This is a genomic window from Azospira sp. MPR-E4, from assembly GCF_058809645.1.
In genome coordinates this window covers 102,887-126,250 of the sequence record NZ_JBXAST010000002.1, presented here as the reverse complement: position 1 = coordinate 126,250, position 23,364 = coordinate 102,887, and the positions used below count along the sequence as shown (strand labels likewise).

23 protein-coding genes are annotated in these 23,364 nt (G+C 53.3%); 8 read left to right on the top strand and 15 right to left on the bottom strand.

What is annotated here, in order from left to right:
* Nucleotides 1-14: 14 nt before the first annotated feature.
* Complete coding sequence (locus tag AC1RTA_RS01390) at nucleotides 15-764, top strand: phage Gp37/Gp68 family protein (RefSeq protein WP_014236187.1); 750 nt, start codon at nucleotides 15-17, stop codon at nucleotides 762-764.
* On the opposite strand, the gene AC1RTA_RS01385 is transcribed toward AC1RTA_RS01390, so the two are convergent.
* Nucleotides 761-1,582 (bottom strand): three-Cys-motif partner protein TcmP, encoded by an 822-nt coding sequence (locus AC1RTA_RS01385; RefSeq protein ID WP_014236186.1) that lies wholly within the window; start codon nucleotides 1,580-1,582, stop codon nucleotides 761-763. The two genes, AC1RTA_RS01390 and AC1RTA_RS01385, sit on opposite strands and share 4 nt — an antisense overlap.
* 284 nt (nucleotides 1,583-1,866) lie before the next feature.
* Between AC1RTA_RS01385 and AC1RTA_RS01380 the strand changes: the two genes are divergently transcribed.
* A complete protein-coding gene (locus AC1RTA_RS01380) occupies nucleotides 1,867-2,259 on the top strand; it encodes a CzcE family metal-binding protein (RefSeq protein ID WP_492783776.1) in 393 nt (130 codons plus the stop codon).
* A gap of 104 nt (nucleotides 2,260-2,363) precedes the next feature.
* On the top strand, nucleotides 2,364-2,642 hold the full coding sequence (copK, locus tag AC1RTA_RS01375) for a periplasmic Cu(I)/Cu(II)-binding protein CopK (RefSeq protein WP_014236184.1): 279 nt from the start codon (nucleotides 2,364-2,366) through the stop codon (nucleotides 2,640-2,642).
* Nucleotides 2,643-2,789: 147 nt separating this feature from the next.
* On the opposite strand, the gene flgB is transcribed toward copK, so the two are convergent.
* From flgB to AC1RTA_RS01310, 13 genes are all read right to left on the bottom strand, one after another.
* Nucleotides 2,790-3,305 (bottom strand): flagellar basal body rod protein FlgB, encoded by a 516-nt coding sequence (gene flgB / locus AC1RTA_RS01370; RefSeq protein WP_232058775.1) that lies wholly within the window; start codon nucleotides 3,303-3,305, stop codon nucleotides 2,790-2,792.
* Nucleotides 3,306-3,494: 189 nt separating this feature from the next.
* The gene (locus tag AC1RTA_RS01365; protein ID WP_133247277.1) at nucleotides 3,495-3,812 is read right to left on the bottom strand and encodes a hypothetical protein; all 318 of its coding nucleotides are present in this window, start codon (nucleotides 3,810-3,812) and stop codon (nucleotides 3,495-3,497) included.
* 146 nt (nucleotides 3,813-3,958) lie between these two features.
* Nucleotides 3,959-4,615 carry a methyltransferase family protein gene (locus AC1RTA_RS01360; RefSeq protein WP_152089871.1) on the bottom strand — a complete coding sequence of 219 codons (657 nt, stop codon included), beginning with the start codon at nucleotides 4,613-4,615 and terminating at the stop codon, nucleotides 3,959-3,961.
* A complete protein-coding gene (locus tag AC1RTA_RS01355) occupies nucleotides 4,612-4,878 on the bottom strand; it encodes a DUF2933 domain-containing protein (protein ID WP_109040441.1) in 267 nt (88 codons plus the stop codon). Before AC1RTA_RS01355 ends, AC1RTA_RS01360 begins: the two co-directional genes overlap by 4 nt.
* Before the next feature lie 742 nt (nucleotides 4,879-5,620).
* Nucleotides 5,621-5,875, bottom strand: a complete 255-nt coding sequence (locus tag AC1RTA_RS01350; RefSeq protein ID WP_014236180.1) for a hypothetical protein — start codon at nucleotides 5,873-5,875, stop codon at nucleotides 5,621-5,623.
* A gap of 104 nt (nucleotides 5,876-5,979) precedes the next feature.
* Nucleotides 5,980-8,262, bottom strand: coding sequence for a heavy metal translocating P-type ATPase (locus tag AC1RTA_RS01345; protein WP_109040442.1), 2,283 nt, complete (start codon nucleotides 8,260-8,262; stop codon nucleotides 5,980-5,982).
* Between the two features lie 66 nt (nucleotides 8,263-8,328).
* A complete protein-coding gene (locus AC1RTA_RS01340) occupies nucleotides 8,329-8,730 on the bottom strand; it encodes a hypothetical protein (protein WP_014236178.1) in 402 nt (133 codons plus the stop codon).
* Nucleotides 8,731-8,749: 19 nt separating this feature from the next.
* Nucleotides 8,750-11,884 carry an efflux RND transporter permease subunit gene (locus AC1RTA_RS01335; RefSeq protein ID WP_014236177.1) on the bottom strand — a complete coding sequence of 1,045 codons (3,135 nt, stop codon included), beginning with the start codon at nucleotides 11,882-11,884 and terminating at the stop codon, nucleotides 8,750-8,752.
* A gap of 24 nt (nucleotides 11,885-11,908) precedes the next feature.
* Complete coding sequence (locus AC1RTA_RS01330; protein WP_014236176.1) at nucleotides 11,909-13,495, bottom strand: efflux RND transporter periplasmic adaptor subunit; 1,587 nt, start codon at nucleotides 13,493-13,495, stop codon at nucleotides 11,909-11,911.
* Entirely contained in the window at nucleotides 13,492-14,763 is a 1,272-nt protein-coding gene (locus AC1RTA_RS01325; RefSeq protein WP_014236175.1) for a TolC family protein, read from the bottom strand. Before AC1RTA_RS01325 ends, AC1RTA_RS01330 begins: the two co-directional genes overlap by 4 nt.
* 52 nt (nucleotides 14,764-14,815) lie before the next feature.
* The gene (locus AC1RTA_RS01320) at nucleotides 14,816-15,157 is read right to left on the bottom strand and encodes a copper-binding protein (RefSeq protein ID WP_014236174.1); all 342 of its coding nucleotides are present in this window, start codon (nucleotides 15,155-15,157) and stop codon (nucleotides 14,816-14,818) included.
* Nucleotides 15,158-15,178: 21 nt separating this feature from the next.
* Complete coding sequence (locus tag AC1RTA_RS01315) at nucleotides 15,179-15,625, bottom strand: DUF411 domain-containing protein (protein ID WP_109040444.1); 447 nt, start codon at nucleotides 15,623-15,625, stop codon at nucleotides 15,179-15,181.
* An 84-nt stretch (nucleotides 15,626-15,709) separates the two neighbouring features.
* A complete protein-coding gene (locus AC1RTA_RS01310) occupies nucleotides 15,710-16,264 on the bottom strand; it encodes a c-type cytochrome (RefSeq protein ID WP_235609702.1) in 555 nt (184 codons plus the stop codon).
* 218 nt (nucleotides 16,265-16,482) lie between these two features.
* Here AC1RTA_RS01310 and AC1RTA_RS01305 point away from each other — a divergent pair, with 218 nt between their 5' ends.
* Together AC1RTA_RS01305 and AC1RTA_RS01300 are read left to right on the top strand one after the other, a co-directional pair.
* A complete protein-coding gene (locus AC1RTA_RS01305) occupies nucleotides 16,483-17,160 on the top strand; it encodes a heavy metal response regulator transcription factor (RefSeq protein WP_014236171.1) in 678 nt (225 codons plus the stop codon).
* A complete protein-coding gene (locus AC1RTA_RS01300) occupies nucleotides 17,157-18,524 on the top strand; it encodes a heavy metal sensor histidine kinase (RefSeq protein WP_492783775.1) in 1,368 nt (455 codons plus the stop codon). The genes AC1RTA_RS01305 and AC1RTA_RS01300 overlap by 4 nt, the downstream gene beginning before the upstream one ends.
* Before the next feature lie 15 nt (nucleotides 18,525-18,539).
* Here AC1RTA_RS01300 and AC1RTA_RS01295 read toward each other — a convergent pair whose 3' ends face one another.
* A complete protein-coding gene (locus AC1RTA_RS01295; protein WP_014236169.1) occupies nucleotides 18,540-18,749 on the bottom strand; it encodes a heavy-metal-associated domain-containing protein in 210 nt (69 codons plus the stop codon).
* Nucleotides 18,750-18,926: 177 nt separating this feature from the next.
* Between AC1RTA_RS01295 and AC1RTA_RS01290 the strand changes: the two genes are divergently transcribed.
* The 3 genes from AC1RTA_RS01290 to AC1RTA_RS01280 all read left to right on the top strand — a co-directional run bounded on the left by AC1RTA_RS01290 (nucleotide 18,927) and on the right by AC1RTA_RS01280 (nucleotide 22,993).
* Nucleotides 18,927-21,146, top strand: a complete 2,220-nt coding sequence (locus tag AC1RTA_RS01290) for a heavy metal translocating P-type ATPase (RefSeq protein WP_492783774.1) — start codon at nucleotides 18,927-18,929, stop codon at nucleotides 21,144-21,146.
* On the top strand, nucleotides 21,091-21,594 hold the full coding sequence (cueR, locus tag AC1RTA_RS01285; protein ID WP_492783773.1) for a Cu(I)-responsive transcriptional regulator: 504 nt from the start codon (nucleotides 21,091-21,093) through the stop codon (nucleotides 21,592-21,594). The genes AC1RTA_RS01290 and cueR overlap by 56 nt, the downstream gene beginning before the upstream one ends.
* Nucleotides 21,595-21,736: 142 nt before the next feature.
* The gene (locus tag AC1RTA_RS01280; protein ID WP_014236166.1) at nucleotides 21,737-22,993 is read left to right on the top strand and encodes a type II restriction enzyme NmeDI-related protein; all 1,257 of its coding nucleotides are present in this window, start codon (nucleotides 21,737-21,739) and stop codon (nucleotides 22,991-22,993) included.
* Nucleotides 22,994-23,364 lie beyond the last annotated feature (371 nt).

Below are 23,364 nucleotides of genomic sequence, written 5' to 3'. Positions count from 1 at the left end.
AGGAAGGAGCTGCTATGACAACTCAAACCAGTATCGAGTGGACTGAACAAACCTGGAATCCCACAACCGGGTGCACCAAAATATCTCCCGGATGCAAGCATTGCTACGCTGAAGTTATGGCTCGTCGGTTGCATGCCATGGGGGCGCCAGGCTATGAAAATGGCTTCAAGTTGGCCATCCTGCCGGAACGGCTGAAGCAACCGCTGCAACGGAAAAAGCCGACCGTCTACTTCGTCAATTCCATGAGCGACCTCTTCCACGAGGACATTCCGGATACGTTCCTAGACCAAGTCTTTGACGTCATCCGCAATACCCCTCAGCACACTTACCAGATTCTGACCAAGCGGGCTGAGCGCCTACCTCAGTACTTCAGGGAGCGGGGATGCCCGAGTAATGTGTGGCTTGGGGTTTCGGTGGAAGACCGGAAATATGGTGTTCCCCGTATCGATTACCTGCGGCAGGTAGAGGCAAGTATCCGCTTTTTGTCGGTGGAGCCTTTGCTGGAAGATATCGGCGAGATCGACCTGACAGGGATTCACTGGGTCATTGTTGGCGGTGAATCGGGGCATCATGCCCGGCCCATGCAAGAGGACTGGGTAACCAACGTCCAGGAACAGGCAGATGCCGCCGGTTCTGCCTTCTTCTTTAAACAGTGGGGAGGATGGGGCGCAGATGGCGTTAAGCGCCACAAGAAAGCAAATGGACGAGTCTTCAAGGGCCGTACCTGGGATGCTTACCCTTCGGCCCAGCAAGTGGCCTACTAGAAAAGTCGTCCTTGGCCCTCCACATTTGCTGCCGTCTCCCAGAATTTGTGCGGCAGTTCGTGCTTGGCGGCCATGAGGAGCCAGTAAAGCGGCTGGTTTTTCGTTCCGGTAATCAGTTTCATCTCCGTTGAAGGCCATACACCAAGATTGGCCACCAATTCTCTCCAGTAATCCACCACTTGTCGGCGAACCTCAAGTTGGGTGGTGGTAGTACACACTCCTTGGCGCCAGCCGGGTGCGAATGCATCAAAGGCAGAGTGTTCTGCAGATAGATTGATCGCCAGGTTGCGTTGAAGATCCATCGCACTTAAGTGGATCAGAAGATCAATCCGTTTGAGCCTCGACAGGGCCTGGATTACCCGAAAATCTAATGCCTCCAGATTGTAGGGGTCGATAAATGCAAAGTGGAGTGCATATCCGCTAACCGCCTTGACCATTAGGTCTGCTGCTTGTGCAGCACTAGCGTGTATCGGATGCACTGGAGCTCCGAGTGCTTTTAGGCGACTGGTGCAGGCCTTCAGCCGTTCTTCGTCTAAATCCGAGATATGGAGGGCAGTGAAGGGGGCGCCTCCCTCGACACTGGTCTTCCAGGCAGCCACGACACCGCCATCAATCCATTCACCGGTATCTCGAACTTTCGAGCGGCCCGTCCCGCAGAAAAGGTCGAAATAAACAGCACCTCCCTTTCGTTCGCCTATGTACTTCCGACGAGTGGCTCGGGAAATATCCAAGTATCGAGTAAGGTACTTGTGCTTGTCTTTGGCCCAGATCCCCACTTCGTCAGCAGGGAGTCCATCATCCCCAACAATCAGCCCCATAAGGCGCGCCTCAATTCATCCAAATATCATTATTGGAAACGATAGCGCCAATGACTTTAATAGGGCAATAGACCATGAATAAAACTTACACGCATATAAGAAGGCCTGGCTACTACTTCTATAGCCTTTAATGTTTATGGAAGCATTCCTGACAATTCTTATCAAAATGCTTTCATAAACGTAACGCCTGGGTCAGCGTTCTGTTGGTTTACGACTCCTAAGATGGCATCACGGTTGGACGCGATAGTCCGCCTCAATTAACTAGATGTCACAAGGAGAAAACCATGAAGACGAAGATTTCCCAACTGATGGCAATCGCTGCTATGAGTCTAGCGGCTGTCGGTACGACTTATGCCCACGAAGACTACTCCGAGGCAGGTGCCATTCATTGGCTTAGCCATGTTGCAGAAAGCAAGGGAAGCCCGACGGCAAATCAGCAAGCAGCATTTGGATACGCCGCCACCAAAAGTGCCGATCGAGAAATCACTGTGGATAGCGGTACCAAGCACGTAAATGTCACTCGCCTGGAAACCGTCAAGATCAATGTCGGAGGCAAGACTGTTGTCTGGACCTTTGATACGTTGGGAACTGCCGCGTTTCCTCTTTCGAAAATCATGCCTGGCGCAGATGGCATTACGGTCTATGTAGCTGAAAATCCGAGCTATCAGGGGGGCTAATGCACTGACACCGGGATGACACAATTGTCACCTTGGTGACGGCATTTTGTCAGGATGAAACCCCTAATATCGGAACTGCAGTACACCTAAATAAGGAGATAAAAATGCTGAAGAAAGCACTAATCATTGCCGCCCTGAGTACCGCATGTGTATCCGCCTTCGCCGTCGACGCCTCTCAAGTTGAGAAATCGATCGAGTTGAAAGATGGCTCTACTCTCTACATCTTCAAAGATGGGAAAATGAGCATGGAAGACAAGTTCGGTCGTGCCACGCGCATGAAGAAGGACACCGTAATGGAAACCAAAGACGGCCAGAAGATCATGATGCATGGTGACGAGGTCATGCGCCTTGATAATCTGTTGCACAGCGGGCATCGCGGTTAATCAATTTTGATGTCCATCTGAACGGCTCCCTTTGGGAGCCGTTTTCGCTTCATACATTCCTATAAATTCTGCCTAACATAGTTGCTCGGCAACTTAGGTCTTTATCGGATATATCCCGGCGTATTTAGGGATAAAAAGCCGAACGCTTCATTTCAAATTTTGCAGCATCTCCATCATGTGCTTGAAATGGCCGCTGACCCGATCCAAGGAGAATTCATACATCGTCGAATTCTCTGCAAACTTTGCTCGCTCAACATCCATCTCTACTGTATTCCCATCAGCTGCTGGTTGATAGGGAACATGATATTTGAGGGGAAAAGGAGGGGGCTGCTTGCTTCCAGATAAGTGACCTTGCACAGTATTTGCCAACGGGAGAGATGCTGAAGCTCCTCGGACGATCTCAGCAGCCTGCTCAATATCAATATCAACGGCCTTATAGCCAGGGGTGTCAGCATTCGCGATGTTCGACGCAATGAGTTGCTGCCGGTAAGCACGCACCCCTAGCATTTTTTGCTGAAAATCGTGACTGCCATGCCCCCCTTGTCCGATCGGGAAATGCGCGGAGTGCCCCGCAGCATTATTGGATAGCATTCCAGATGAGTGCCCAATTCCTTGGCTATTACCACTGGACCCAACTCCACCATGAGCAGCATGGGTGCTCATGGGACTACCTGCCTGTTGCGCAATCGCCTGGCTCAAAGCCCCAGAAAAGGCTCCGCCTTCAGCATTCCCCCCCCCATTCCCATGCCCCTCATGTCCGCCTTGAGCCGAAGACATAGAGGCATTGGCCACAGGAGGAATTGACGATGCCCCAGCCATGAGAGTGATAGTTTGTCGGTATCAGGGGGTTATCTATCTTCCAGAATCTTCCTTCGCCGAATATGCGGTTAGAACCTGGGAAATCCGATACTGATATTCAAAGCAATCGATGGAATGCGTCTTCCAATAATCAATCGCAGAACAACTAAAACCCACTAGCCATTTCCCAGGCCGGTCATAGTCAAGAATAGCCAGCTCTGCTGGCTGGCGCAGAAATTCTTTGGCCGTAGAGAGATGATTTGAGAGTGCTTTGGCTGCGTACTCTAGATTTAAAATAGCCAGTTGACCGGCAAAATCCAGATGAGACTCAACCTGGGCTCTAGCGCTACTGAATGGGGTCACCTCAGACATGATTTCTCCCTCTAACATAAAGGCTCATTGCCTCATAGGGAGAGTTTGCCTGGGGTAACCTGTCTCCCCCATAACGGGGAAATTACAAACCGGTCACGTTTCGGTCAGATTCCATAGCAGTTGCCTAGACGGGAGAAGCCCCCCCTCTATGCGGAGTCACCAGTCTCTTCAACCCGGATTATGGGAATCCACCTTGGAGTGTGCTCAGCATAATCGCGCCATGCCTCACCAAACATAGCTTGGCCAACTTGCTCTTCCCGATGAGCTAGTTTGACGTAGGTCGTCACGAGAAGAGGGAACAATAGAAGGGTAATAATTGTTGGCCACTGCAACAGAAACCCAAACATGATCAGAATAAAGGCTAGGTATTGTGGGTGCCGAATCCGCCGATATGGTCCCTCCGTCGCCAGCGTACTGCTCCTTTGTGCTTTGTAGAGAACTGGCCAGGCATTCGCTAGCAGTAGGAAGCCCCCAAGAATGAATACGGTCGATAGCAAATGGAAGGGGCCAAAGTGCGGGTTACTTTTCCAACCGAACAGCATTTCCGGTAAATGACCTGCATCATGAGATAGCCAGTCGATCCCAGGGAAATACTTCGTCAACCATCCAGACAGCAGATAAATGGTCAGCGGAAATCCATACATCTCGGTAAAGAGCGCAACCAGAAAGGCTGAAAACATCCCAAGCGTCCGCCAATCCTGTTTCGTTTGAGGCTTAAAAAAGCTGGCAGCAAAAAAAATGAAGAAGGCGGAGTTCAGGAGTACGAGAGTCCAAAGTCCGTAACCGGATTCACCATGGTTCATAGCCCAGTCTCCTTCTTTTCATCTTGCTCGTTGTTGTGCCCGTCCTCCTGCGCATGGCGTTCGTGATGGCCATGGTGCATGAACAGATGCATAAAGGGACAAGCCAGCAACAGCAGGTAGGGTAGAACGCCGAATAAATGGGCTTGGTGTTCAGACAGCAGATAGAACAATCCAGCTGCAGCAAAGAACCACCATCCCCACCATATTTTTCGCCCATGTCGTGCATGAGCAGAGTCGTCCTTTGTCTTGCTTTCAGTTCGCATTTCGCGGCTCCTTATCCTGGCGCCTTAGCGGGTATGGGCCGGAGGATGGTTACAACATCCTCTACTAATTGGATGGGCCGCATTCTGAATTTCATTGTCTTCAGTAAAGCGCCATATTGCTCGCATCCAACCATGAAATCCGCTGCACAGAACGAGCCCAGTACCAGCGCAGGTTTTCTCCAGCTGGGCCAAGGTGACCCGGAACAGGTCATATTCGACCAACAGAGCATCTCCCTCCGGAATGGCTGACCTCACCCCTTCCATCCCAAGAAGAAAGCCGCAAACCATACGAATTGCCTCCGGAACAGGAGATATGAAATGCAGTCGGCGTTTCTTGAAGACAGGTGCCAAGCCGAGGCGGCTGTTGGCAGTACATTCACCATACGCCCTGTCAGAGGAAGACTGGGATGCAGTTCTCATCGAGGTACTCCTTATGGCGTTCCTCAACCAATCACTTACTCGTTATGAATGAGGATGGCCTTGATGGAATCCATTTCTCCAAAATTCTTCCAATGGGAACTCTTAGGATCTGCCGGCGGTTGCACCCTCGTACAGCCGTGGTTGCATTGGATCTGCCAGCGTCGCATCAAAACATTCCGACAGAAGCCAAAGCGTATTTCCTTGGGATCACTACCAACTGCATCAGCCAAAAGACGGCATGAACAGAGATTACCGTGTCCAGGGTTTTCATATGGCGACATAGGGATGACGAGCCGGGATACCCGGCCCATACCTTAGTGACTTACTTGCCGTCACGCGGATGAAAGTGCTGCTTCTTGGCAACCTTCTTCTGACCTTCAGCAGGAGTGGCTTCCTTTTGATCCTTTGCAGGAGCGGTAACGCCAGTCTTCTCCTCCATGTGGGAATGGGGCTTGGTCTTGGTAGCCGTTGCTTCGGGAGCCGTTACCTTGTCGGAGTCCGCAGCAGCAAAAGCGCCATTAGAAAACAGAGCAACAGCAGCAACCAGGGTCGCAGCAAGAGTAATTTTGGTTTTCATGACAATCTCCTTGAACAGTTGAGTTGGGATCACGTCCGGTTGCCCCCGGACGATTTCCATCTTGCACCGGAAAAACCGTCAAAACCATTACCGCATCATTACTTTTATGTAAGGTTTGCCGCCTTAATGCCACGTAGTCGTAAGGCATTACTCACCACGCTGAGAGATGAAAGACTCATGGCCGCCGCAGCGATAATCGGGGACAAGACCAAGCCGAATGCTGGATAGAGAATCCCTGCCGCTACCGGCACCCCCAAAGCGTTGTACAAGAAGGCAAAGGCAAGGTTTTGCCGCATATTACCCACCGTAGCAGCCGATAGCAGGCGGGCACGGGCGATACCACGCAAATCACCTTTTACAAGAGTCACCTGGGCGCTGTTCATTGCCACGTCCGTACCGGTTCCCATGGCAATCCCAACATCAGCCTTGGCCAGTGCAGGCGCATCGTTTATGCCGTCTCCGGCCATGGCGACTACCCTTCCTTCCCTCTGCAGGCGTTCAACCAAGGCCAACTTGTCTGCTGGCTTCACTTCTCCATGGACTTCACTGATCCCCAATCGTTGCCCAACAGCCCGGGCAGTGGTGTCACCGTCACCGGTTGCCATTACCACCCGGAGGCCCGCTTCCCTTAAGACCGCTAATGCTTCCGGAGTGCTGGCCTTGACCGGGTCAGATACCGCAAGGACTCCGAGCAAGCGGCCGTCAGCTGCCAGGTACATGACACTGGCCCCTCCTTGGCGTAGCGTCTCTGCTTGCCCTGCCATGGGGGCTACCTCCACACCATCCTGGGACATCAGGACCGTATTGCCCAAAGCCAGCTGCTTGCCGGCGAGCATACCTCTCACGCCAATGCCGCTGGCGGACTCGAAACCCTCAACCTTTTCCAGGTTGAGACTCTGATCCCGGGCTGCTTGAACAATCGCAACAGCCAAGGGATGTTCGCTCCCCTGGTCAAGACTGGCAGCTAAACGTAATACCTCCTGTTGATCGACACCGGGGGCACCAATGGCACACTCAAACGTAGGCTTGCCTTCTGTGAGAGTGCCGGTCTTGTCCACGATCAGCGTATCGATCTCCCGGAGCCGCTCAATAGCCGCGGCATCTCGAAACAATACCCCCTGGGTAGCGGCCTTACCCGTTGCCACCATGATGGACATGGGTGTCGCCAGCCCCAGGGCACAGGGGCAGGCAATAATCAGCACGGAGACACCATTGATTAGCCCAAAGAGCCAACCCTTCTCTCCGCCGAAGAAGCCCCACCCAAAGAAGCTCAGAAGGGCAATAGCGACAACAACAATTACGAAATAGCCAGCCACCACATCGGCCATGCGCTGCATTGGGGCCTTGGAACGCTGGGCCTGGGCAACCATCTGGACAATCTGGGCCAGCATTGTTTCGGAGCCGATCTTTTCGGAGCGAATAATGAGGCTGCCAGAGGTATTCATTGTGGCACCAATCACCTTGTCCCCAGGCCGCTTGGTCACCGGGATCGGCTCACCCGTCAGCATGGATTCATCCACCGCACTGGAGCCCTCGGTAACCTCACCATCCACCGGGACTTTTTCTCCCGGGCGAACTCGCAGAGTATCCCCCACGTGGACATAATTAAGGGGGATGTCCTCTTCAGTCCCGTCAGCATTGATCCGACGCGCCGTTTTGGGCGCCAGCCCCAGCAAGGACTTGATCGCTGCAGAGGTTTGGGAGCGGGCCCGTAATTCCAGCATTTGCCCCAACAGCGTCAGGGAAATAATCACCGCCGCCGCCTCGAAATACACCCCGATCCGGCCGTGAGCTTCAAACGAGGCCGGGAACAGTCCCGGGGCCAAGGCTGCCACCACGCTGTAGGAAAAGGCGGCGCCGGTACCGATTCCGATAAGCGTCCACATGTTGGGGGTCCGGTGGACCAGGGACTGCCAGCAACGGATGAAGAAAGGGGCTCCCGCCCAGAAAACGATGGGAACGGACAACACCATTTCCGCCCAGGTCCGTAGCTGTGGTGCCAGGAATTCGAGTTGATGCCCCGCCATCGCCAGCATTACTACCAAGAGCGTTAGCGGTAGGCTGCCCCAGAAGCGAAACCGGAAATCCCGATACTCCGAATTGCCTTCCTCTGCCTCCAGTTCCGGAATGATCGGCTCCAAAGCCATACCGCACTTGGGACAGGTTCCAGGCCCCAGCTGACGAACCTCCGGATGCATTGGGCAGGTGTACTCAGCACCGGTGGGCGCCTTTTCCTCCTGGCGGGGATGCAGATACTGCCGCGGATCAGCATCGAATTTTGCCTTGCACTTGCCGCTACAGAACCGGTAGTGCGTCCCCCCAAAATCAGACGCATGGGGGGAATCCGGCTTTACGGTCATTCCACATACGGGATCAATGTCACTCATTTCAGCTCCTCCCCACGGCTGCTAGTCGGGTATGCGCAACCTAAACAGTTCCTCTGCAGATAAAGATCAGTGCTTATCTGGCGCCATCATGCGCTTCATCATTTCCATATGATGCTCATGGTTACCGCCCGCAGGCAGGCCTCCCGACATTTCGTCCATCATCGGACAGCCCTCCATTCCTCCAACCATACCTTCTGCCGTCTGCATGCTCTCGTGGAGGGTATGCATGTATTCAGTCAGCAGTCGCTTACGCTCCTGGTCGTCTTTGGCCTTTGCGATTTTCTGGACCTGCAAGCGGAGTCTGATGACATCAGACTTAAGCGTATTGATTCCCCCACTTTGCTGGAGGGGCGCCGGAGCTGAAGCTGGGGTTTGAGGCTTTTCCGGATGATGTTCGTCATTGGCAAAGGCTGCAGACGACAATCCCAGACACAGACAGAGGATCGGAAGGGATATCCTGGTTCTCATGATATTTCTCCTAATGCGCTTAACTCTCTTTCCCATTCTTCAACCGCCACTGCTTAATCAGGGCGTAGATCGCGGGAATCACTGCCAGAGTGAGGATTGTCGAGGAAATCATTCCACCAACCATGGGGGCTGCAATACGGCTCATGACTTCCGAGCCGGTACCGGTACCCCACATGATGGGCAGGAGGCCCGCCATGATGGCCACCACGGTCATCATCTTCGGACGGACTCGCTCTACTGCACCCTCCATAATCGCTTCGTACAAGTCGCCCAGGCTGGGCTCCTGGCCAGATGCCCGACGCTTGGTCTTGAGTTCTTCCCAGGCATGGTCGAGGTAGATCAACATGACTACCCCGGTCTCCGCAGCCACGCCGGCCAGTGCGATAAAGCCAACCGCCACTGCAACCGACAGGTTGTAGCCCAGCAGCCACATGAGCCAGACCCCTCCCACCAGGGCAAACGGGACTGACAGCATCACAATGAGCGTTTCGGTCAGACGTTTGAAATTGAGGTAGAGCAACAGGAAGATGATGAGCAGGGTGACAGGCACCACAACCTTCATCTTCTCGATAGCCCGTTCCATGGATTCAAATTGGCCGCTCCAGGTGGCGTAATAGCCGGGAGGGAACTTCACCTTTTCAGCAACGGCCTTCTTGGCATCTGCAACATAACCACCGATGTCCCGATCACGGATATCCACAAATATGTAAGCGGAAAGCAGTGCGTTTTCTGTTCGGATACCTGGCGTTCCCTTGGCTACTTGGACCTTGGCCAGTTGCCCAAGCGGAATCATGGCTCCATCCGCAGTTGGCACGAGTACCTGCTGGGCAATTTGCTGCGGATCGGAACGCAACTCCCGGGGATAGCGAACAGTCACACCGAAGCGCTCCCGTCCTTCAACGGTAGTGGTGACCATTTCACCGCCCAAGGCTTGGCCAATCACATCCTGCAATTCCCCAACAGCCAGCCCATACCGGGCAAGCTGGGTACGGTCGGGCTCGATGTTTAGGTAATAGCCGCCAGTGATTCGTTCCGCAAAGGCCGAGGTTGTCCCGGGAACTTCTTTCACAACAGTTTCGATTTCTCGGGCAAGGCTCTCCATCTCACTCAAATCTTTACCAAAGACCTTGATGCCGATGGGCGTACGGATCCCCGTAGAGAGCATGTCGATCCGAGCCTTGATCGGCATCGTCCAGGCATTAGATACACCAGGGAACTGCAGAGCCTTGTCCATTTCGGCTATGAGCTTGTCAGTTGTCATGCCCTGGCGCCATTCAGACTCCGGCTTAAGGTTGATTACGGTCTCAAACATCTCTGTCGGCGCCGGATCAGTCGCGGTATTGGCGCGACCAGCCTTGCCGTAGACCGAGGCAACTTCCGGGAAACTCTTAATGATTTTGTTCTGGGTTTGGAGAAGCTCTGCCGCCTTAGTAATGGACATCCCTGGCAGGGAAGCCGGCATGTAGAGCAAGGTCCCTTCGTTCAGTGTGGGCATGAACTCTGAGCCCAATTTGGAAGCGGGATAGATTGAGATCAGCATCGCCACAATCGCAGCGATGATGGTGGCAGTCTTCCGACGCATCACCCACGCAATAATCGGCCGGTATCCCCAGATGAGGAATCGATTCACCGGGTTTTTAGCTTCCGGCATGATCTTGCCGCGGATAAACAGCATCATCAGGACCGGAACTAACGTGACCGACAGGAGAGCAGCACCGGCCATGGAGAAGGTTTTGGTATAGGCAAGCGGGGAAAACAGCCGTCCTTCCTGGGCCTCCAGCGTGAATACAGGGAGGAAGGAGACAGTGATGATCAACAGCGAGAAGAACAACGCCGGCCCCACCTCCTTGCAAGCGGCAATCATTGCTTCCACCCGCTCAGAATGGCTGTGATTTTCGGGCAGCCGCTCAATGTGCTTATGAGCGTTCTCAATCATGACGATGGCGGCATCAATCATCGCCCCAATGGCGATGGCAATCCCCCCAAGACTCATGAGGTTGGAGTTCATCCCTAACAAACGCATGGAGATGAAGGAAATCAGGACGCCTACAGGCAGCATCAGAATTGCCACCAGGGCGCTACGTAGGTGCAGTAGAAACACAACACACACCAGAGCCACGATGACGCTTTCTTCCGCCAGGGTATGCTTTAGCGTGTCAATCGCCCGATGAATGAGTTCGGAGCGGTCATAGACCGTCTCAATGGTTACCCCCTCAGGAAGACCGGAGGAAATCTCGCCGATCTTCTCCTTGAGGTTATGGATGACCTCTAGGGCATTCTGGCCATAACGAGCCATTGCAATGCCGGAGACAACCTCTCCCTCTCCATTCAGCTCGGTCAACCCGCGACGCTCATCGGGCGCCAATTCGACTCGGGCAATGTCCCGAATCATGACGGGGGTTCCGCCTTGGGCCTTAACAACCAGATTCTCAATGTCTGCGGTGCCACGGAGATATCCTTTGCCGCGGACCATGTATTCGGTTTCAGCCATCTCAACGACACGCCCCCCCACATCGCGATTGGAATCCCGAATAACCTGGGAGACTTTGGACAGGGGGATGCCGTAAGACCGTAGCTTTACCGGATCTACGGTAACTTGGTAGGTCTGGACAAAGCCTCCGATGGAGGCAACCTCAGCCACACCATGCGCTTTGGTCAGCTGGTAGCGCAGGTACCAGTCCTGCAGGGTACGGAGTTCTGCCAGGGTCTTGTTCTTTGCCAAGACGGCATACTGATAAACCCAACCAACACCGGTGGCATCCGGACCAATTTGGGGCGTAACACCCTTGGGCATCCGGCCGGCGGCAAAGTTGAGATATTCCAGGACCCTGGACCGGGCCCAGTAGATATCCGTTCCGTCCTCAAAGATGATGTAAACAAAGGAGGCGCCAAAGAACGAGAAGCCTCTAACCACCTTGGACTTCGGTACAGAGAGCATTGCCGAAGTTAGCGGATAGGTAACCTGATCCTCCACCACCTGGGGAGCCTGCCCGGGATACTCGGTATAGACAATAACCTGTACATCCGACAGGTCAGGCAGGGCATCAAGCGGTGTCCGTACGACAGCAACGACACCGGCAACAATGATGAATAGCGTGGCTAACAAGACCAGGAAGCGATTCCGCCCTGACCATTCAATGATTTTTGCCAACATCGCGCTGGGCTCCTTTTATTTTTCTCAGTGACCAGCGTGAGGATTGGCCTGGACTGGGACAGCGGCAACGGGGCTAATGGTGGTTACAACCCATTCTCCCGGACTGCGCTCCACAAACTCAAATTTGATGGGGGTCCCAGGTTTGAGGTCTTTGAGCAGAGATTGATTGGCCACCTTGAACTCCATCGTCATGGCAGGCCACTTCAGGCTCGGGATTGCCCCGTGGGCAAGCATCACGGTCCCTGCTTTAGCATCAAGGTCTTCAACCTTGCCCTCTGCCTTGTAGCCAACGCCTACAGGCTTATCTTGGCCTGCACCAGGAGAGGAGCTGCCATGGCCGGAATGACCGAATCCACCGACTACAGCCTTGAGGTTACTTTCCGCATCAATGAGGAAGTTGGCTGCAACAACAACCTGCTCACCCTCCCGAACTCCTTCGATTACCTCCACCCGGTTCTCACTCCGGGCACCAAGCTTTACGTCACGCGGCTCAAATCGACCTTCCTTCGCCTGGATCAGAACAATTTGCCGGGTACCACTATCAATTACGGCCGAGTTCGGGATAGTGACTACAGCACCCTTGGCAATAGTGGGGAGTTCTACCTGGGCAAACATGCCGGGCTTCAGCAGATTGCCAGGGTTGGGGAGTTCGAGCCGAACCGGAATGGTCCGTGTATCTGCCTTCAAGGTCGGATACACATAGGAAACGGTCCCTTCGAAGGTCTTTTCAGGGTAAGCGTTGATTTTTACTTTCGCTTTGGCACCGGACTTCACCCATCCAATATCTTGCTCAAAGACATCAGCAATCACCCAGACGGTGCCCAAATCAGTAATTTGGTAGAGCACATCCCCTGGAGCAAAGCGCATTCCCTGAACCGCCTTCTTTTCAGCCACAATGCCATTAACAGGAGAACGAAAAATCAGCGTACGTTTGGCATCGCCAGATTTGGTCAAGGATTTGACTTGTTCCTCAGAAATATCCCAATTTCGCAAGCGAGTCAGACTGGAGTCGGCTAACTGACGCATGCCAGACTGGGCAGCGTCATCAGCAGATTTCATGCTCTCTAGCCCTTGGGAAGCAATTGCGTACTCCCGCTGTGCCGAGACCAGTTCAGGGCTATAGACCTCAAACAGTGGTTGTCCCTTGCCAACCGCCTGTCCGGTCGCATTCACATAGAGGCGTTCGACATAGCCTTCATATTTTGGAGAAATAGCGTAAGTGCGGCGTTCATCGGGTTCGATTCTGCCAGCAGCCCGAACCACCTTATCAAGACTCTCAAGGGTCGCCGCTTCGGTTCGAACACCCAGCTTCTGAATCTTTTCCGTGCTGATCTTGATCTGGTTTGCTGAAGCCGGCTCGTCGTCCTGCTCCCCCTCATATACCGGGATGTAGTCCATCCCCATGGGATCCTTTTTTGGTACCTGGGAGGTATCCGGCAAACCCATCGGATTGCGGTAATAGAGAATCTTCCGCTCTGCCTTCCCAGAGTCAGTGGGGCTAGCCACGGTGTCGTGGGCATGGGGAGCATTTCCACTATTCTGTCCTGCCCAATACCCACCACCTGCAGCCAGAACAGCAACTACGGCAACTGAAATGACTCCCTTGTTCATAGTTCTTCTCCGAGAATACGTTCTACCTCAGCCAGACGTACTTGAGCCTCGGCACGGGACTTAATCTGGTTGAGTTTGGCCTGTCTGATTTGGCGCTGGGCATCCAGCAACGTGGTGAAATCCACCTTGCCAGTCTCATAACCAGCGAGGGCGGCCTTAAATGTCAATTCAGCCTGTGGCAGTAGGTTGTCTGTCGACAAACGCTCCGTCCGTACCGCAGCCTCCAGCGCTGCCAAACTCTCAGAAAGATCCGAGAGCAGTTGGTTAGCAGTTGCTTCGCGTCGGGCACGACTAGCCGAAACCATTGCTTCTGCCTCACGCTCCTGGGCACGGCGGCTGGCTTGTTGTAATGGGATATTGATTTCGAACATCAAATCCCATTGCTTCACATCATTTCCCATCTGGTTGGGAACAAGACCCAGGGTGAAATCGGGATATCGATTTTTGTAAGCCAGATCTCGGCTCTTCTCGGCGGCTTTGATGCGATGCCCTTCAGCCGAGAGCATCGGGTTCTTGGCCTCGGCCCGCTCTACTAGACTGGCGTAATCCAATTTGGCCGGCGGAGGCAAAGGGCGCAGGATTTCGGGAGATGCCAGGGACGCCGATGCCGGCCGTCCGAGCAGAGCATTCATCCGGGTAGTAAGGTGGTGATGCTCAGTTTCCAGGGCAATGAGTTCATTGCGCATTGCAGTTTGCTCAACCTGAGCACGAATAACATCCTGCTGGGCAGCCAATCCGTTTGCGTAGCGAACTCGAGCTATGCGCTCCAAGCGAACCATAAGATCCAATATTTCTTGGGTCAGGGTTTCATTGCGAGCTAGATAGTACAGTTGGGCATAGGTCGTCTTGATTTTGGCAGAAACCTCGCTCCAGACCCCGTAAGCACGCCCTTTGGCCCCAGCAGCCTCTAGTTCTGCAATTTCACGTTTGAGATCGCGTTTGCCGAACCACGGAACATCCTGCATCAGGGTATAACGAGCCGTACCAACACGGTTGGGGGCAAGCGTTGGGCTCTGAGCCCCCCCCTTTGTGATATCCATCAACTCGGTACGCAGCCGGGGGTCGGGCAAGGCGCCTGCCGGAACTATCCGCTCTGCTGCGGCATCGGCTTCGTAGCGCATGCTGGCAAATTCAGGATTGTTCTCCCGAGCAATCGAGAGAAGGCTCTCCACCGTGCTGCCCGGTTGAACCTGGGCTCCGGCACTTATGCTCCAGGCTGCAATAAGCGCGGCGCACAGGATGTTGCGCGAGGTTTTTATTGATTTCATGTTTGGACCCTCGTGGAAGTTTCCGATTACACCGCGCTCAAACTAGAGTCACCTAGTTTTGAGGCTCCAGGCGAACGATGGTCATCGCACCATCAATGTTTTCTGAGGCAAAGCGGATTTTCTGCCCTTCCTTCACCTTGCCAAGCCAAGATGCATCTTTGACCAGGAACGCCATAGTCATAGGAGGCATTCCATTCGGCAAAGCACCATGCGATACCGTCAGTTTTCCACCTGCCTTATCCACCTTTTTGACGATGCCATCAATCAGGGCAGATTGAGTGGCTTCCATGTGCATTCCACCGTGGCTGCCATGATCATCATGGCCAGATGCTGCCATACCAATAGCGGGCCCCAGCAGAGCAACGGCAACAAACGGAACAATCATCTTTTTCATGTCAATCTCCTAATTATGAACTCAGTGCTTGGCAAAAACCTTGTAGCTACCGTCAGGCATGACGAGTAGGGTGTCATACGGCTGCGGGTGATTAGTCTCCATACCCGGAGAGCCTTGGGGCATCCCGGGGACAGCAAGGCCGATGGCTTTGGGCTTTTCTTTAAGAAGGCGCTGAACATCTGCAGCAGGAACATGGCCCTCAATGGCATAGCCGCCAACTTTGGCGGTATGACAGGACCCAAACTTTTCGGGCATTCCGGTTGCCTTGCGTGCAGCAGGAACGTCGGTCACATTCTGGGTTGTTACATCGAATCCTGCCTTACGCATGTGTTCAACCCACTCCTTGCAGCAACCGCAGTAAGGACTCTTGAAGACTTCGACATGAGTAGAGGTTTGCGCGTAAGCAGCACCGGAAGCCGCCACAGCGGCGACCATTAGCAACTGCCGAAATGTCATTTGTAGGGTCATAACTGTCTAGCTCCTGCGTTGTAAGTCCCCAGTTTGAGGACTCGTCCCCTACAGTTGGCTGACTCGCGGATTACATTTTTGTAATCAATGGCTATGTACGTGGCCTGGACTGTGTTCATCTACCGAATGGTGGCTGGGACCACCACTGGCACCATGGGCATCCGGAATTCCAGAATGAGAATGGCCGTTGCTGGCACTCACCAGTTGCTGGTAACTATCGGTAGATTGCGTGGGGAGGACATTCAGGAAAGCAACCAAATCCCAAATAGCTGCATCATCCATCCCTCCTTTTGCCCAGGCAGGCATGCCGGAGGCCTTGATGCCATGTTTGATGATCCAGAAGTCCCGGGCGTCAGAACTCGGGTCATGGGCGTTTTCTCGCACTACCGATAGATTGGGCGGAGTGGGATATAGCCCTTGGCGGATTTCGCTATTTCCAGCACTGGGGGATAGATGGCAGTCGACGCACATGGCCTCGTAATTCCCCGCACCACGGCGGACTCGTTCAGGAGAGCCTAGATCCGCAGGAACATCTACTCCTTTAACCTCTCGGCTTATGGAACGCTCTCTTGCATAAGTGATGAGAGATGTCACTAACTCAGAATGGGGCTCATCCGCGGCAAAGGAGGGAAACCCCATGCTGATGGATGCTCCGACCACGCTTACAAATACTGCAGCTACGCCTACGACGGTAAGAAAGGGCTTTTGCATTGGAATGCGGTTATTTAGGAGTAACCAGGATTCTGGTAGATGCCGCATAACGAGGGACTGACATCAACATTACATTTATGTAATGCGGATGCTTTCTGGGTGATTTCAGCCTCACAATGCACCTATTCGACCTTCAGGAGAGTGATGTGAAGATACTGGTCGTAGAAGACGAACCCAAAACAGGTGACTATCTGCATAAGGGGCTCTCAGAAGCCGGGTTTGTAGTGGACCTAGCTCGGGATGGGTTCGATGGACTACATCTGGCCCTAACTGAAGCCTATGACTTGGCCATTCTCGACGTAATGCTTCCCGGTATTGATGGATGGCAGGTATTGCAAGGAATCCGTAAGGCCGGCAAGGAAATCCCCGTACTTTTCCTTACTGCTCGCGACTCGGTGGATGACCGGGTCAAAGGCCTAGAACTGGGGGCGGATGATTACCTCGTAAAACCCTTCGCTTTTGCAGAACTGCTCGCAAGAGTTAGAACGCTTTTGCGCCGTGGTACAAAGGCCCGCGAGGATGATGTTTTGCGAATTGCAGATCTGGAACTGGATCTTCGCCGGCGTCGGGTCACTCGTGGAGGGAGAAAGATCGACCTGACATCCAAGGAATTTTCCTTACTGGAACTTTTGCTACGCCGACGTGGCGAGGTGCTGCCCCGATCCCTCATCGCATCCCAGGTCTGGGATATGAATTTCGACAGCGACACCAATATTATTGAGGTCGCCATTCGTCGCTTGCGGTCCAAAGTGGACGACGGATTCGAGCTAAAGCTGATCCGGACAGCACGAGGCATGGGGTATGTGCTGGAGGATGGGGAATGAAGCCCTTAGGCAAGAAGTCTATAACGCTTCGGCTAACACTGCTTTTTACTGTTGTTTCCGCCCTGGTGCTGACAACACTTGGGCTAGCGGTAGGTGCTCTGGTTGAGCGCCACTTTGAAGAAATGGACACAGAACTTTTGGTGGGGAAGTTCGAGCTCGTCAGCCATGCTCTATCGGAACACAGTCAGAGTGCCTTGAGTGACCGACTGGACGCAGCACTGGTTGGGCATCACGGACTGGCAGTAGCTATTTGGGATGCTTCCGGCAAGCCGATTTATTCCCATGGCAGTGTTGATTTCCCATCGATCATGAAGGTGCCAGGCACTGACCTTAGAACTCACCCTAAGCTCTGGCGAAATGAAGATGGGCTGCTTTTCCGAGGCATATCCAACACTGTTACCGGAGGTGCCGTCGTTGCAGTCTCCACTGAATTGCAAGTCCATGAACATTTCATGCACTCTTTCAATAAGACGTTCTGGGGCTTAGTCGCCTTGGCCGCGATAGCTAGTGGTCTATTCGGCTGGCTGGCTGCCAGAGGGGGGCTTTCCCCCTTACGGGAAATATGCCGCGATACTGCGGGGATTACGGCCGACCACTTAGACCGCCGGCTGACTGCAGAAGACTTCCCCATCGAACTTGCGGAAGTAGCTAGGACGCTAAATGAAATGCTCGGTCGCCTTGAGGCGTCCTTCCGTCGACTCTCCGAATTTTCCTCTGACCTTGCACACGAGTTGCGCACACCAGTTAGTAACCTCCTTACCCAGACACAAGTCACACTATCGAAAACTCGCACTGCCGAGGAATATCGAGAGGTATTGGTATCGAACTCCGAAGAATTCGAGCGGCTTTCCCGAACCATCGCAGATATGTTGTTTCTGGCTAAAGCTGAAAACGATCTAGTTGTGCCGGAACTTGGGCCGCTGAACTTGCGTGAGGAAACCGATGACTTACTGGAGTTTTATGAAGCTCTGGCGGATGAAAGGGGCGTAACCCTATCCATCAAAGGAGAGGCTTCCGTAGCAGGTGATAGGTTGATGCTCCGGCGAGCTATTGGCAACTTGCTATCCAATGCTTTCCGACACACCCCTAGGAGTGGCGTCATTGCCGTGTTGCTAACAAACGTCGATGGAATGGCAACTATCAGCATTAGCAATACAGGCCAAACTATCTCTCCGGAGCATCTTCCTCGATTATTTGACCGCTTTTATCGGGCCGATCCGTCAAGGCAACGGGACTCCGAAGGAGCGGGCTTAGGCCTCGCTATTACGCGATCTATCCTGCGCGCCCACGGAGGCAATGCGACGGTGCGCTCTGAGGATGGATTGACAACCTTTGAACTACGGCTGCCATCTATTCAGCAGTAAGCAGCCTGCCACTACTTAAGCATTCTCGACCCTGAGGGGCATATAGCCAGCTTCAGAAATTGCACCTTCCACCTCTTCAACACTAACGCTTACTGATTCAATAGATATCAGATGCTGTTCCAGAGTGATTGTGATCTTGGCATGTTTGTCCAGATCCCGAAGCGCCTGGGTGAGCTTGCTGACGCAATGGCCACAGGTCATGTCATCAACTTTGAAGGTAATCACGGTTTTCTCCTTTCATTTTTTGGGAAGTTACCCTGACCACTTTCTTCCTTCCTACAGGGGGAAGGTCAACTCCGTGATGTCGCTATTTGGATGAAGTCGATTTTTTTAGTTTGAACCGTTGACCTTCCCACCATGGGAATCTTCAGCATAGGCGCTATAACGCTTCTGGAGAGTTCCATGTCTGCCTTTACTTCAACTATTCGCACTACGAACCACACCCTTTTAGTCGACGGGATGAGTTGTGCCTCCTGTGTCGCCCGGGTGGAGAAAGCCCTTTTAAAGGTGCCTGGAGTGCAAGAGGCTTCAATAAATTTGGCCTCTGAAAAGGCGACGGTGATCACGTTGCCCGACGTATCGTTTGCCACGCTTGCCGCAGCCATTGGGAAAGCCGGGTATGCCGCCAGCCCCGAGACAGCTGGAGAAGTTCCCGCTGTGAAGCGACGTTTTCCGGAATGGTGGCCGGTCGCAGTTAGTATCGTCCTTACACTTCCGCTACTTGCACCGATGCTGCTTGAGCTCCTGGGGAAGGAATGGATGTTGGATGGCTGGTGGCAACTTGCCTTGGCAACCCCCGTTCAGTTCTGGCTGGGCTTACGGTTTTACCGGGCCGGGTGGAAGGCAGTTCGGGCCCGTGCCGGCAATATGGACCTATTGGTGGCCCTGGGAACTTCTGCTGCCTATGGCTTATCGGTGTATCTGCTTTGGAGAAATGCAGATACCAGAATGCCCCATCTTTATTTTGAGGCATCTGCGGCTGTCATCACTTTGGTGCTTCTGGGGAAATGGCTGGAAGCACGAGCCAAGCGACAAACTACCGACGCTATAAGGTCCCTTAACGCACTTCGCCCAACGGTGGCGCGCGTCCTGATAGAAGGGCAGGAAGTCTCTATTCCTGTCCAGCAAGTTGCAATCGGAGACAAGGTGGTGGTACGGCCAGGAGAGCGGATCCCAGTGGATGGGACTGTCATCAATGGACAAAGCCACGTCGATGAAGCTCTGATTACCGGAGAAAGCCTCCCTATCGCGAAGGCTCCTGGTGATCAGGTGACAGGCGGATCGGTGAATGGTGAAGGATTAATGGTTCTGCGAACCATCGCCATCGGTACAGAAACCACTCTAGCCCGCATCATCCGGATGGTGGAATCTGCGCAAGCAGCCAAAGCTCCGATTCAGCGTATCGTTGATCGAATCAGCGCTGTCTTCGTACCAGTAGTCCTTTCCATCGCCATACTGACATTTATCGTTTGGGTGCTACTCCTGGCGGACTGGGAGGTCGCATTGATCAATGCGGTAACAGTCTTAGTGATTGCCTGTCCATGCGCCCTTGGCCTTGCCACCCCTACCTCAATAATGGCGGGTACCGGTGTGGCGGCCCGACATGGCATCCTGATCAAAGACGCTGAAGCACTCGAAATTGCCCACTCGGTGACAGCCGTTGCTTTTGATAAGACGGGAACATTGACGGAGGGAAAGCCAATGCTGGTCGCTGTCGAGGCTGTTGAAGGCATGGACAAGAACAACATCCTTCAGTTGTCGGCTGCGCTGCAAAAGACCAGTGACCACCCCTTGGCCCATGCTGTCCTGGAAATGGCCAAATCACAACGACTAGCAGTACCCGACACGGTGAATGCCAAAGCCCTTCCTGGACGTGGAGTGCAAGGAGTAGTTGGTGGGGAAATCCTGATGCTGGGTAGCACCCGACTAATGTTGGAGTCTGGAACAGCCCCCGCTCGACTACTGGAACGTGCGGCTGCCCTTGAAAAGCAAGGGCGAACTATCTCCTGGCTACTTCGTAGCCGCGGAAATGAAACAGAGACATTGGGCCTTCTAGCTTTTGGTGATGCTGTGAAAGGTGCTTCTTACCAAGCGGTGGCCAACTTGCATAAGCTAGGCATCAAAACAGTGATGTTGACTGGGGATAATCAGGGAAGCGCCAACGCCGTTGCCGAGAATCTGGGTATTGATGAAGTCTGGGCTGGATTGTTGCCAGAGGATAAGGCCTCAATCATTCAGGACCTCCGTGACCGTGGATACGTTGTGGCAATGGTTGGAGATGGACTGAACGATGCTCCCAGTTTGGTCGCCGCTGATGTTGGGCTCAGCATGTCCACTGGGACCGATGTGGCGATGCTGGCAGCCGGAATCACCTTAATGCGAGGAGACCCCCGCCTGGTTGCCGATTCTCTCGATGTTTCTCGCCGCACTTACGGAAAAATCAAACAGGGTCTTTTTTGGGCTTTTGCTTACAACATCCTCGGTATTCCCCTCGCAGCTGCCGGAATGCTAAGTCCTGTTGTTGCAGGGGCAGCGATGGCATTCAGTAGTGTTAGCGTAGTAATGAATGCGCTATTACTTCGCCGCTGGCGTAGCGCCAGTGATATCAGACATCCTGATTGAATCTAGCCAGGGAGCTAAAATGAATATTGGAGAGGTAGCAAAGGCCACCGGCATCTCGACCAAGATGATTCGTCATTATGAGAGTGTAGGGTTGTTGCCACCGGCCAGTAGGACTGCGGCGGGCTACCGCCAATACGGATTAGCTGACATCCGGACCCTGCAGTTTATTCGTCGATCTCGAGATCTCGGATTCTCCATTGATGAAATTCGGAATTTGCTAAGTCTTTGGCAGAACCGAGACCGTACCAGCCGCGAGGTAAAAGCCCTGGCCAAGGAGCATCTAGACGAGCTCGAAAATAAGCTCCAAGAGCTTCTTGCAATGAAAAAGGCGCTCCAGCATCTAGTCAGTTGTTGCCAAGGAAATCACCGGCCCGATTGCCCCATCCTGGAAGAACTGGCTGGCGATAGTAACCATCTTTCCATGACGGGTCTTAGTCTATCGCCGTAGCTTCAGAACGATTGAGGGAAATGCGCTGAGCCAAGGAATTGGTCAAATGCATGGAACTACGCCTAGGTAATTAGGGGAATGAGGCGTTCTGATTGCCTTTTGTACTAGCAAAAGTAATTCCGCCCTTTCATAATGCTTCGTCATGAAGCAACTTCTCCTGCCCATAGCGCAAGCCTATAAGGCTGACCCCGAGTCTGTTTACAACACTTGGTTTGTTAGTAGTGAAGATCGCCTCAAAGCGTTTCGAAGCATCCGGCGCGGTGTTGGTACGGTTGTCGAAGACATCAAGCAGAAGCGTTTCCCCAACGACTTCAAAGGATCATCGCTGGAATTTGTGCTGAGCTGTATTGCTGAGCAAAAGCAGGTGTTTGAAGGGGCGGCCCATCCCTTCTATTGGAAGCCTAAGCTTCGCATCCCGGATATCTACGAGAACGATGAAAATAAGGGGGCGTTCGGGGAATTTCTCTTCGCCTGCCTGGAAACCGCCGACATCCGGATTCTGGAAAGGGAAGTTTTGAAGCTTGCCGGCCGCAGCATCAAGGGCCTGGGGCCAGCGGTCGCCAATATCCTCTACTTTCTTCATCCCACACTGTTTCCGCCATTTAATACGGCGATGCTCAACGGTTTCAATGCCCTCTTTCAGGCCAAGAAGAAGTTAGGGTCTTGGGACAGCTACCTGGAAATGCGCGAGACGATCATCGAAGCCAATTCGACGCTTGGAACACTTTCCAAGGATCTTGGCGCGTTCAGTGGCATGTTGTTTGAGATCGGGGTAGGACGCTTGGCCCCCGATTCTAATGGCCAGCAGACTTTGGCTGCGGAGCAGGAAAAACTGGAGAAAAGTCGCCGCAAACGGCACGCACAGGTTGAACAGGATGTTGTGGAGGAACGGCTGCACACCAAGGTTCAGCACCAACTTTCTGAACTAGGGCGTACCCTGGGATATGACGTCTTGGTCGCACGCAATGACCGTAGTGCGCAATACCAAGGCCGCCCGCTGGGATTCCACTGCCTAGAGCACCTTCCAGACTTGGGATTGTCTCCGGAGGTGCACGCTACGGCGGAACTGATCGATGTCCTTTGGCTGTACAAGGGGAAGGCGCAGATTGCCGCCGCCTTTGAGGTTGAAAAAAGTACCTCCATCTATTCCGGAATATTGCGCCTCACCGATATGGCCCTTTCCATTCCGGGAAAGGAGGAACATCTTTATCTAGTGGCGCCAGCGGCCCGCGAGCGGGAGATTGTTGATCAACTGAAACGCCCGATGTTCCAGCGACCTGATGAGTTTTCCTTGGGATACATCCTTTTTGAAGAGCTCGATCGGCATTTTGAGTCCCTCTGCAAACTTGGCGATAACCATCATATCCTAGACAAGTTGGCCTGCCGCTGTTGCGTTTGAGCCGTCCAGTGGGGAATCCGGATACGCCTGACCAAGTGCAGTCTAGCCCCCAACATTCCACATCGTGGTCATCGGGCATACGTGCCAGTAAGCGAACGATCTCTCGACATAACTGCCACATGACCCCTTCCGGCTTTGTAGCCACATCATCGAAGCAATAATGCACTCATCACACATAAAGCAGCCGGAGCTAGTGAAGTAACGCAACCATAGTAGCCACATTGAAGCCTTTCACTCGGGGCGATATCGATTGAGCTATGGCAACCAAATGAAAAAGAGGCCACGCAATTGCGGGGCCTCTTTTCCATTGTTGTCCGGCCGACTTTATTTACTACCATCAGCTCATTTTTGCAGCAAAACGGCTATCTCCT